The sequence below is a fragment of the Herpetosiphon sp. genome (assembly GCF_003512625.1).
In the GTDB taxonomy this organism is placed as follows: domain Bacteria; phylum Chloroflexota; class Chloroflexia; order Chloroflexales; family Herpetosiphonaceae; genus Herpetosiphon; species Herpetosiphon aurantiacus.
Map to the genome: position 1 here is coordinate 59216 of NZ_DOPT01000076.1, position 8837 is coordinate 68052.

At 52.1% G+C, this 8837-nt stretch carries 8 protein-coding genes; 3 read left to right on the forward strand and 5 right to left on the reverse strand.

The annotated features are described in order from the left end of the window. The first annotated feature begins 14 nt into the window (after nt 1–14). Nucleotides 15–1094 carry a M24 family metallopeptidase gene (locus tag DEF47_RS16535; RefSeq protein WP_012188592.1) on the forward strand — a complete coding sequence of 360 codons (1080 nt, stop codon included), beginning with the start codon at nt 15–17 and terminating at the stop codon, nt 1092–1094. 11 nt (nt 1095–1105) lie between these two features. After that, on the forward strand, nt 1106–2143 hold the full coding sequence (locus DEF47_RS16540; RefSeq protein ID WP_012188593.1) for a UDP-glucose--hexose-1-phosphate uridylyltransferase: 1038 nt from the start codon (nt 1106–1108) through the stop codon (nt 2141–2143). A 163-nt stretch (nt 2144–2306) separates the two neighbouring features. On the opposite strand, the gene DEF47_RS16545 is transcribed toward DEF47_RS16540, so the two are convergent. The 3 genes from DEF47_RS16545 to DEF47_RS16555 are packed head-to-tail and all read right to left on the reverse strand — an operon-like array spanning nt 2307 to nt 6124. After that, nucleotides 2307–3347, reverse strand: a complete 1041-nt coding sequence (locus DEF47_RS16545) for a Gfo/Idh/MocA family protein (protein ID WP_012188594.1) — start codon at nt 3345–3347, stop codon at nt 2307–2309. 33 nt (nt 3348–3380) lie between these two features. Beyond that, nucleotides 3381–4025 (reverse strand): DUF6483 family protein, encoded by a 645-nt coding sequence (locus tag DEF47_RS16550; protein ID WP_012188595.1) that lies wholly within the window; start codon nt 4023–4025, stop codon nt 3381–3383. A 53-nt stretch (nt 4026–4078) separates the two neighbouring features. Beyond that, the gene (locus DEF47_RS16555; RefSeq protein WP_012188596.1) at nt 4079–6124 is read right to left on the reverse strand and encodes a thioredoxin domain-containing protein; all 2046 of its coding nucleotides are present in this window, start codon (nt 6122–6124) and stop codon (nt 4079–4081) included. A 317-nt stretch (nt 6125–6441) separates the two neighbouring features. On the opposite strand from DEF47_RS16555, the gene DEF47_RS16560 reads away from it, so the two are divergent. Further along, nucleotides 6442–7203: a hypothetical protein gene (locus DEF47_RS16560; protein WP_012188597.1), complete on the forward strand. Its 762-nt coding sequence runs from the start codon at nt 6442–6444 to the stop codon at nt 7201–7203. Here DEF47_RS16560 and DEF47_RS16565 read toward each other — a convergent pair. Then, nucleotides 7178–8005: an NAD(+)/NADH kinase gene (locus DEF47_RS16565; protein WP_012188598.1), complete on the reverse strand. Its 828-nt coding sequence runs from the start codon at nt 8003–8005 to the stop codon at nt 7178–7180. The two genes, DEF47_RS16560 and DEF47_RS16565, sit on opposite strands and share 26 nt — an antisense overlap. Before the next feature lie 70 nt (nt 8006–8075). Further along, nucleotides 8076–8837 (reverse strand): alpha/beta fold hydrolase (locus DEF47_RS16570; RefSeq protein WP_287045238.1); only part of this gene is annotated, 762 nt, incomplete at its 5' end.

An 8837-nucleotide genomic window follows, 5' to 3' on the forward strand; every position in this document is an offset into this window, starting at 1 on the left:
AAGGATTTTGGGCTATGACTGAAATAGCTAACAAGCTTGCCATTGTGCGTGCAGCGATTGCACGTTATAAATATGGCGCTGTGCGGTTGCGCGGTGTCGATTGGTTTGCATGGGCCACAGCGGGCTTAGATAATGTGGTGATTTTAACGACTGAAACTGGGATTGCCGAGGTGGTGATTACTGCTGATCAGGCCTTGATCGTGACTGATTCAGTTGAAGTTGATCGCCTACGCGACCAAGGTATTCCCGCCGAATATCAACTTTGGGCAACCAGTTGGTCTACGCCATATTTGCTCAATCAAGCAGTACGCGAGTGGAGCAATGCAACCTTGGTGGCCTCAGATCGGCCAGCTCAAGGCGAGGTTGGCCTACCACCTGAATTAGTTGCGGCTAAATTGCGCTTAGTGCCCGAAGAAATTGCCCGTTATCAAGCGCTGGGTCGCACGACTACCCAGATTATGACCAAGGTACTGAGTGCTGCAAAACCAGAGTGGACAGAATTTCAATTGGCGGGAGCCGCCGCCGCCGAGCTTTGGAGCCATGGCATTCACCCAGCCTTGACCTTGGTTGGTGGCGAGCGCCGTTTGCCGTTGTATGGCCACTTGCCAGCCACCCACGAGCCAATCGGCCAACGCGCGATGTTGGTAGTTTGTGCGCGGCAAGGCGGTTTGTATGCCAATGTCAGCCGCTACATTCATTTTCGACCTGAAACTGCCGCCGAACGGGCCAGCTACGAGCAAGTGATTGCAATTGAAGCCGAGATGATCGCCGCCGCCCAAATTGGCAGTACGGTTGGCGCAGTCTACGATGCAGCCGTAGCGGCTTATACCAAGCGTGGTGTCGTCGAGCAGATGCAGCGGTTGCATCAAGGTGGCACAACTGGCTATCGTTCACGCGAAGTTGTGGCGCGGCCAGGCGAACCAACGATCATCGAAGCCAACACAGCAATGGCTTGGAATCCCAGTTTAGCTGGCGTGAAAATTGAAGATACAATTATTCGCAGCGCTACTGGAATCGAAGTTCTTTCGATTGATCCTGCTTGGCCAAGTGTGGAGTATGCAGGTTTACGCCGAGCATTACCATTAGTCATTTAGGAGCAAGCCCAATGAATCTCAGTGATACGCCCCATCGCCGCTACAACCCGCTGACTGACGAATGGGTCTTGGTTTCGCCACATCGAACTGCCCGCCCATGGCAAGGCCAGGTCGAAAAAACCATTCCCGACCAGCGCCCAGCCTTTGATCCGCAATGCTACCTTTGCCCTGGAGTAACGCGGGCCAATGGCGAGATCAACCCAGTTTATGCTAGCACCTTTGTGTTCCCTAATGATTTTGCCGCCTTGCTGCCCGATAGCCCGAATGCAGCGCTTGATGATGGCCTGTTTCAAGCCCATAGCGAACGTGGTATTTGTCGGGTGATTTGTTTCTCGCCACGTCACGATTTGACCTTGGCCGAAATGGAGATTCCCGATATTCGTTTGGTCATCGATTTGTGGGCTAGTCAATTTAGCGAGCTAGCTGCGATCGATTGGATCAAGCATGTCGAGATTTTTGAAAATCGCGGCGCAGCGATGGGGGCAAGCAATCCACACCCGCATGGCCAAATTTGGGCCAACGAAAGCATTCCAACGCTGGTCGCCACCGAACAGCGTAGCCAAAAGGCTTACTTTGCTCAACACCAACGCCCATTACTGATCGATTACGTGGAGCAAGAATTAGCGCGGGGCGAACGGGTGGTCTATGCCAACGATTACTGGGCAGCGGTCGTGCCATTTTGGGCAGTTTGGCCTTATGAAACCATGCTTTTGCCACGTCGGGCGGTGAGCACCTTGGCCGAATTAAGCGAAGCTGAACGTGATGGCCTCGCCGATTTACTCAGCCATACCCTGATTCGCTACGATAATTTGTTCCAAACCTCGTTTCCCTATACGTTTGGCTGGCACAATGCCCCCTGCGATGGCGAACAATATCCCCATCATGTGGTGCATGCCCATATTTACCCGCCATTGTTACGCTCGGCCACGGTGCGCAAATTTATGGTTGGCTACGAAATGTTGGCCCAACCACAGCGCGACTTAACCGCCGAAACCGCCGCGCAACGGCTACGCGATTTACCCAGCCTGCATTGGACTAAAGCTGAGTAGAATAGCCGCATTCGCTAAGTTCCCTCACCCACTAGCCCCCTCTCCCGCACGCGAGGCGAGGGGGGACGACTAAGAAAAAAGCCCCTCGCCCACCGCAGTGGGCGAGGGGTTGGGGTAAGGGAACTTAACAAGCAAGCTCCCGCACGCGAGGTGCGGGAACCTACTAGATCGTAATCCAGCCACCGTCATTTTCATCGGAGCGATGAGCAGCATCAAGCAAACTTTGGGTCAGCAAGCCATCGCTAAACGTGGCGGCTTGCTCCAACGCATCAAGCTGACCACGGCTGTAGGCCTTCAAGGCATGGCCAAGATAGACCGTTCCCACTGGGAAGTTACCACTAATTTCGCTTGGAATCGCTACCGTATGAGCAGGCGTGCGCTCTTGCCACTCGCCATCACGCTCGGCATGCCACAAACGAGCGCCTTCAATTTTGATCGCGCCATGTTCGCCATGAATAATCATACGATCGTTTTCGTTGAGTGCCGCCACGCCACTAATCATAATTGAGGCAAAACCACCATTCGCCAAACGCACTTGAGCCGTGGCAAAATCATCACTGGTGACAGGCAAGAGTTGATCGTCGAGTGGTCGTTCAGTTACAAAGGTGTGCAAGCTTGCGCGAATTGAGCTAAAATCGCCACACAACCAGCGCAACATATCAATTTGGTGTGAGCCAATCGCACCCCAAGCACCACCAGCTTGCTCTTTATCACTCCACCAGTTCCAAGGACGTTGCGGGTCAGCTCGCGACGAGAAGATCACGCTGCTATTGACATGGCGAATCTGGCCGATCGCACCATCATTAATCAACGCCCGCGCCATTTGAAAAATTGGTAAAAAGCGTAATTCATGATCGATCAAACTTAATTGTTCAGGATGGGCTTGGGCGGCTTCGAGCATGGTTTGGGCTTCGAGCACATTTAATGCTGTTGGTTTTTCGCACAACACATGCTTGCCAGCTTCTAAGGCCGCTACGCTGATTTCGCAATGCGTCCCTGGCGGGGTCACAATCGAAATCAAATCGGCATCGCTGCTGAGCAAATCACGCCAATGTTCAAAGGCTTCAACATTCAAAGTGGCAGCTTCACGCTGAGTTTTTTCATAATTTTGGGCGGCGATCCCCACGATTTTCAGCCCAGCCGAACGAAAGGCTGGCACCTGAACGCGAGCACCCCAACCGGTTCCAATAATTGCAATTTTCATCGAAATAAACCTCCCTTGGAGCGCAATGCAATCCTAATGTGCGGCGAGTTGGCCAAGGCTTTGCTCGATCTCCTGCCGTGGCAAGCCCAATTGCTCAAGGCTGGCATCGCTACGAGTGAGCAATTGATGATACCACGCCTGAGCATCACTGCATGCGGCTTCGGCAAATTCAGTCGCCTCAAGCCACTGCCAGAGATGATCCTCGGCATTGGGATAATCGCCGACTGCTGCATAGACGCGCCAAGCATCGTCGAGAGTTGCAGGCTCTAGCTCGTAATTGCTCAATTCGTGTAGCCCAGCTTTAGCCGCCTCACGCACTTCAGGCGGAATTTGCTGACTTGACCGCACCAAGGCTCCATAAAGCATCAAGGCTCGATCAAAACGCCGATAGGCCTCGTCAATCATGCCTTGTGCTTGGAAACACTGGCCTTCAGCAACATGCAAAGCTGCCAGCACCGCACAACGATCAAGATCAATCGTGCCCCCGAATTGAACTAACTTGAGCAAATCTTCATCGGGCAATAAATCGACAAAATGGCTATGGGTATCGAATAAATCGCGATAGGCCGTGTTGATTGTGGCTTGAGCCTCTTCGATTGAGCCAGCCTCGTGCAAACGCACAATCTTGCGCCAAATAAGGCCAAATTGTTCGATCAGGCGTAAAATGTAATCTCGCATAGCTCCTCAAAAAAGAGCGCAGCCTGTGGTTGCCCATAAACTGCGCTAACAATTTAGCCTAATTGTTTGATTAATTCATTTGGATCGTTGGTTGGCAACTTGCACGCCCGCCGCACACACACATACGCCGTGGCTTGTTGGTTGAGCAACGGTCGTTCAGCCAACAATGGAATTAGCTGCTGAGCCGCGTGATCATCGGGCTTGCAAGCAGCCACGACTTTGTTGGGCTGGTAGTTGCGATAGGTCGCTTGCAACAACGCTTTGAACGCAGGATCAGCTGGATCGCCAATTAAGGCAACTTCGCGTGGCTCAGCAAGCGCAAAATCGGCGGCAGCCAGCAAGCGCCCAAATGCCCCAGGCAGTTGGAGCAACGCACCGCTCAAATTCGCCAACACCGTTTCAGCATATTGGCGATATTCGTAGCGATCAAGCAGGGTTGCCAAACGCAGCAACACATCAACCGCCACCGAATTACCGGCAGGCGTAGCATTGTCGTAAAGGTCGCGGGGCCGTGTGATCAACTGTTCATGATCGCTGGCCGTATCGAAAAAGCTGCGTTGTTGCGCATCCCAGAAGCGCTCAGTCATGCTTTCGGCCAATTCAATCGCCACTTGCAACCAGCGCAGATCAAACGTTGCCTCGTACAAGGCCAGCATTCCATCGGCAACACAGGCATAATCTTCGAGGTAACCCTTGAATTTGGCTTGACCATCTTTATAGGAGCGATACAGTTGGCCGTTTTGATACAGCTTGCTGGTAATAAATTCAGCGTTGCGAATCGCCGCAGCGCGATAATCGGCGTTATCGAGCACATTGGCAGCAAAGGCCAAACTGCGCAGCATCATGCCATTCCACGAGGCCAAAATCTTTTCATCGCGGCCTGGGCGAATGCGGGTATTACGCTGGGCCAAGAGCGTAGCACGAATTACGGCAATCCGCTGGGCCAAATCTGCCTCGCTAATGCTCAACTCTTTGGCAACCACACTGGGATCTTGGGGCACATACAAAATCGCATGGCCCTCAAAATTGCCTTCGGGCTGAATATTCCAATACAACTGGGCAAGGGCCGCATCCTCAGGGCTGAGCAATTGCTGAATTTCAGCTAAGCTCCAAACATAAAACTTGCCCTCTTCGCCTTCGCTATCAGCATCTTCGGCAGCATAAAAACCGCCATCGGGACTCGTCATATCGCGCAAAATGTAGTTGATGCTTTCCTCAGCAATTCGGCGATAAAACGGATCGTGGGTGGCTTGGTAGGTTTCGAGATAGAGCTGGCTGAGCAAAGCATTATCGTAGAGCATTTTCTCGAAGTGCGGCACGAGCCACTGAGCATCGACCGAATATCGTGCAAAGCCACCGCCAAGCTGATCGTACATGCCACCGTTGGCCATGGCTTGCAAGGTTTGGGTCACTTGATTAAGCGCATCTTGATCCTCGCTGCGCAGCCATGTACGCAAAACCATGCCAAAAATCAAGGCTTGCGGAAATTTCGGCGCACCGCCATAGCCACCAAAGCGCGAATCGAATTGGCTCATTTGGCGTTGAGCAGCCACATTCAATTGGCTTTTGCTCAGCTTCACCTGCTCAAGATCGAAGCTCAAAATATCTTCTAAATGCTCGCGCATCTGCTCGGCGCTCTGAAACACTTCTTCGCGACGGTCGCGGTAAGCTTCGGCCACGCCATGTAGCACCTGTTGGAACGAAGGCATATTGTGGCGCGGCTCGGGGGGGAAGTAGGTCCCACCATAAAACGGTGCGCCATCAGGCGTTAAAAAGACCGTCATCGGCCAGCCGCCATGGCGAGTCATGGCTTGCACAGCGGCCATATACAGTGAATCAATATCAGGTCGTTCCTCACGATCAACCTTGATATTGACAAATAATTCGTTCATAACCGCAGCAGTCGCTGGATCTTCAAACGATTCATGAGCCATAACGTGACACCAATGGCATGCGCTATAGCCAACACTTAATAAAATTGGTTTATCATCTTGTTTGGCGCGTTGCAAAGCCTCTTCACCCCAAGCATACCAATCGACAGGGTTTTCGGCGTGTTGCAACAAGTAAGGGCTAGTTTCATGAATTAAACGATTTGCCATAGCGGCTCCTTAACTAATCTACCAGTAGTATATAGCAGGTCGTGGTGCGAGGAGATTAATGGAATACTAACTTTTTGCGCTGAATAGAGAAAGTAGGCCGTTTAAGTGTTCAATCATGGATATTTTCGATCGATCCAGATTCGCCTCCCTTCCGTCCCTCCGCCGAAGGGAGACGCAGGGTGTTTTCATCCCCCTGCACCCCCTAATATTTGTTCTGTGGATTATTACAGCACGTAAATATATACCAAGCATTATTTGTTGAGGCTAAATAAGCCGATTATTACAATCAGCTTGTGATAGTTGATGGAGATACCCTGATGGATGAAAATGCCTTGCCCGACCCAATGCTGCTAACATGGATGGGCAGTTATACCCATGCCGATTTGCACCATGTGACCCGTGCTACCCAACTGTTACATCATTTAGCGCCATTTCGCGATTTGAGCGAGGCGGCGGTGATTGGGCGCTGGTTCACATGGCTTTTGATGCTGGAACATCACACATTAACTTACCTTGATTTGAATATTGAGCAAGCCCAGCGTTATTGGCGTGGCTTACGGGCGGTCGCCGAACAGCGTTCAGCTGCGACCTCACCACTTGGTCAAGCCTTGGGAGATTTCGTGGGCAATTTGCCACGCCTGCCAGCTTTCAGCAGCAGCGATTTGATGCTGGTCAGTTTGGCAATTGGCCATACGCTCGATGGTTTGGCGTGGCGTTATAGCTGGCAACGCCAAAATAGCGAGCCAGCCGCCAGTTCGTTGTTAGATGCGATGGGGCGTTCGAGTGGCATGTATACAGCGTTGACCTTGCTCAGTGGCTTGCGTGGTTGGCGTTTATCCGAGGTATTGCAGCAGCATCCGGCGCGGCGTTGTATTAAAGTGGTCGAGGCGGTTGCCGGCACATTGCGCCTCCAACCAACCTCGGCCTTACCCGATAATTTGTGGCAAGCCCTGGAGCAAGCCTTCAATCCGCTTGAAACGCGCTGGGCTGATTATCGTCAAACCAGCGGCCTATTGTTGCAGCGCTACCAAACATGGCTCACCAGCGACCAATCTATTGCCGACGCAAACGCTGAGTGAGCGATTGATAAAAATGGGCTTGAGGATAAACATGGGCAAAACGGCAAATCTCTTGAGCACGGGTGACCTCAATCAGATCATCAGGCTCAATTGGAAACGACCATTGCCCATCAAGGCTAATAATTGTTGGATGATGGCGGGCCAGCGTCCAGGTAATTTTGGTATCTGGCGGTAGCACGAGGGCTGGCAAACTGGTTAAGTGGCCAGCCACCGTCACCAACAACAACGAATCGGAGCGTGGGTCGAGTACCGGACCTCCAGCAGCCAAAGCATAAGCGGTTGAGCCAGTTGCGGTCGAAACCAAAACCCCATCAGCACGATAGCTCGTCAATGGCATATCATCGATGGCAACCGAAACATGGACTACTCGCGCCACATCACGCCGCGACAACAACACCTCGTTCAAAGCCAGATCATTAAAAATCTCTTGGCCTTGGCGTAAAACGCGTGCTCGTACCAACGTGCGTTGATCGTACCAACCACCACCGTTGAGCAACACCTCTAAGCCTTCATAGACCGATTCTTCGGTAACTTCGGCCATAAAACTCAGGTGGCCCATCGCCACACCCAAAATCGGCATATTGTAGGTAATGCCAATGCGGGCGGCGCGGAGTACTGTGCCATCGCCACCAAGCGCCAACATTAATTGGCATGGCGCGACTTTTTCTGGCTCATCGCGGGCACTTTGCGATGTGCCAAGCCACACACTTAACCCTCGTTCGCCCAACCAAGCCGCAATTCGTTCCCCTGCTTGGGCTGTTGCAGGCGCAAGCGGATTATACAAAACGCCAATTGTGTGCATAGCGCCTCCTGTGGTGGCCATTCTGCGCTGCATCATAACACACTCACCGAGCACTGTCCTACGCTGCTAGCTATTTAGCTTGTTGGCTGATTACCCATTCAACTGCCTCGATCACCAACGCTGGTTGATCAAGATGAATGTAATGACCACTGGTTTCAGCTATATGATGTTGGCTGTTGCTCGAAAGCTGAGCTAATTCTTGTTGCAAGCTATCCCACGTCTGTTCAAATTCCGCTGGCATGGTGCTATCAGCAATCCCACGGGTTAATACCACCAACGGGAGATCCTTTAGCGATTGCGGAGCTTGGGCTTGATTCAGATCTTGGGTGATTGCTGCCAAGGCCGCATCCATCGCGCTACAGGTGCTCGTTTGGTATTGGCTAGCTGCAATCGAGGCTTGAGCTGGTTGTGGAAGTTTGGCATAGGTCGATTGCGATTGCTCAAACAGCTTTGTCAGCCGAATAATTCCGAATGGCGCTAAGGCATCACAGGCTTGCATCGACTGACGCATGATTGCAAATGGATCTTCAGCAAGCTGTGGTTGACGTTGGCGTTGTTGTTCGTGCGATGAATCGACCAGCACCAAACCAATAACTTGCTCAGGGTAGCGCTGGGCATATTCGCGCACATACAAACCACCAGCCGAATGGCCAACCAATACATATGGCGCTGATACGTTGGCTTGGCTCAGCAGTTCATGCAAGGTTTGGGCAATCGAAGCCCGATCAGCCTTGTTGGCTACCGCTGCACTCCAGCCCATGCCAACTCGATCATAGGCACAAACCCGATATTGCTCGGCTAAGGCAGGTTGGACTAAGCCCCAAACATCAGA

Coding starts and splice junctions, on each gene's coding strand:
- DEF47_RS16540 (WP_012188593.1), top strand. CDS start 1,106: ATGAATCTCAGTGATACGCCCCATCGCCGCTACAACCCGCTGACTGAC.
- DEF47_RS16565 (WP_012188598.1), bottom strand. CDS start 8,005: ATGCACACAATTGGCGTTTTGTATAATCCGCTTGCGCCTGCAACAGCC.
- DEF47_RS16560 (WP_012188597.1), top strand. CDS start 6,442: ATGGATGAAAATGCCTTGCCCGACCCAATGCTGCTAACATGGATGGGC.
- DEF47_RS16555 (WP_012188596.1), bottom strand. CDS start 6,124: ATGGCAAATCGTTTAATTCATGAAACTAGCCCTTACTTGTTGCAACAC.
- DEF47_RS16550 (WP_012188595.1), bottom strand. CDS start 4,025: ATGCGAGATTACATTTTACGCCTGATCGAACAATTTGGCCTTATTTGG.
- DEF47_RS16535 (WP_012188592.1), top strand. CDS start 15: ATGACTGAAATAGCTAACAAGCTTGCCATTGTGCGTGCAGCGATTGCA.
- DEF47_RS16545 (WP_012188594.1), bottom strand. CDS start 3,347: ATGAAAATTGCAATTATTGGAACCGGTTGGGGTGCTCGCGTTCAGGTG.